The organism is Lewinella cohaerens DSM 23179, assembly GCF_000379805.1.
Taxonomy (GTDB): Bacteria; Bacteroidota; Bacteroidia; order Chitinophagales; family Saprospiraceae; genus Lewinella; species Lewinella cohaerens.
The window spans coordinates 1-1,767 of the sequence record NZ_KB903605.1 but is presented as its reverse complement, the minus strand read 5'-3'; the positions used below and the strand labels follow the sequence as shown (position 1 = coordinate 1,767).

At 34.9% G+C, this 1,767-nt stretch carries 2 protein-coding genes; both read left to right on the top strand.

The window, feature by feature from the left end:
- Positions 1-322 precede the first annotated feature (322 nt).
- Entirely contained in the window at positions 323-889 is a 567-nt protein-coding gene (locus tag A3EU_RS0126720) for a hypothetical protein (RefSeq protein ID WP_020539252.1), read from the top strand.
- Positions 890-1,253: 364 nt separating this feature from the next.
- Positions 1,254-1,767, top strand: a 514-nt coding sequence (locus A3EU_RS0126715; RefSeq protein ID WP_020539251.1) for a hypothetical protein, incomplete at its 3' end; no start/stop codon positions are given.

The following is a 1,767-nucleotide window of genomic DNA, read 5'->3' as shown; positions in this document are numbered from 1 at the left end:
ATTTAGATAAAAATATAAAAACTAAACGGCACACAACTCCGCCTACCTGTCAAGCCTCCGCAAGGCTCCGGCCTGCAGGTAGGCTTGATAGTTGGCTGCAATAAGTGAAAAAGTAGTTTGAATTTCACGGTATCTCCCTAACAGTAAATTAGATAAAAGACAAAAAGAATAATGCGGTAGTCATTGGGAAAACTATGAAATGACCGTTCATAAAGCCCTTAAAACTTAAGGCTTTCTCTAGTTTTTCTAATAATTTGCCTATGTTTTATTTGTGTTCAAGGCTTTTGTAGTATTTTATGGTTGGTCAAAACTGTCTAATTGAATGGATACAGCATCACTAATAACAACGATTGTCTCTAGCTCTGTAATCGCTACTATACTTTCGTCGTTAATAAATCTTTACACTAAGAAGCAAGACTTCAAGTATGAATATTATAAGATACTGATTAAAAAAAGAATTGAGTCGTATGAATGGATTGAGCAGCAAATAGCTGTTCTGAAAACTTCTGTTCTGGACTCAAATGACCCTCGCCCATTTCATCAAATATTCTCGTTTGGGAAAGACTATTTTTTAGAACACTCTGCATTCTCAATTAAGGTTAATGCCAATAATTTATGGCTTAACAGTAAGACAAATGATATCCTGCAAAAGCTAGTATACATTTTTAATAAAATCGGTTTCGAATATGATACCGATAATGACACTGAATTAATTGAAGCAGGAAAAGCGTATTATGAAGAAATTGCAGAGCTTAGAGATAAGCTAGAAGATTCAGTTCGCAGAGATCTGTTGCGACTTCACAAGTTTGATGATATTAAGGGGAAAGTTTCAGATAAAAATGAGAAACAAGTAATCTATATTGATAAGTCAAAGAATACAAGTCAGTGACAAATAAAGAATTGTTGTCTATTATTAGGTTGACATTAACAATTCTCTTTAACGAAGTACAAGTATACAGTTTTGCTTTCTTATCTTCCATCAAATAAGCATTGCTACTTAAAAGTATTTGAGAGGGACTCTGATACAGAACAAATATTTGTTAAGAAGTACTGGTATTTGAAAGACGAGGAAATGATTATGAATAAATGACTGCAGCCAACTTTGCCTAGGACGACAAGCTTCCCTTTGGTCAGCCTGCGCCTAGGCCTGAGTTCGGTGCAATCAAGAAAATAGAGCAGTAGTTATTGGACAAAGAGAGTAGGTCGTAAATTAGGCCTATAATTTGCAACAGACGAAACGAAATAAAAACTATATGCAGTATATCTCCCTAGCAATATCGATAGTGGCTTTGACAATTTCGGCAGTTACCTTTTGGATAATGAGAATCAAAAAGGGAGAAGTAAAAATGACAAGGCCATCAGTTATATTCTTTGGACCAGATGGAGGCGGAAGTCAACATAGGAAAATATTTATCAGAACACTGCTTTTTAGTTCTGCCGAAAGAGGGGCATATGTCCAAAATATGTATGTAAAACTGTTAGGAGAGAACATAAATCAAATCTTCAATATTTGGGTTTATGATGATAAAGGACTTGTAAGGGGGAGTGGATTGTTTGTTGACAAATCAGGAATTTCAGCAAACCACCATTTTCTTCTTCCAAAAGATGAGTTAGGTTTTAGATTTACAAAAGGAGATTATCATCTTCAAGTTTATGTGGAAAGAATGGGGAGGAAACCAAGAAAGTTGTATGAACAAGAATTACATCTTACCGAACAACAAGCAAATGAAATAAATACAAACGACGCAGGGGTTTACTTTGATTGGA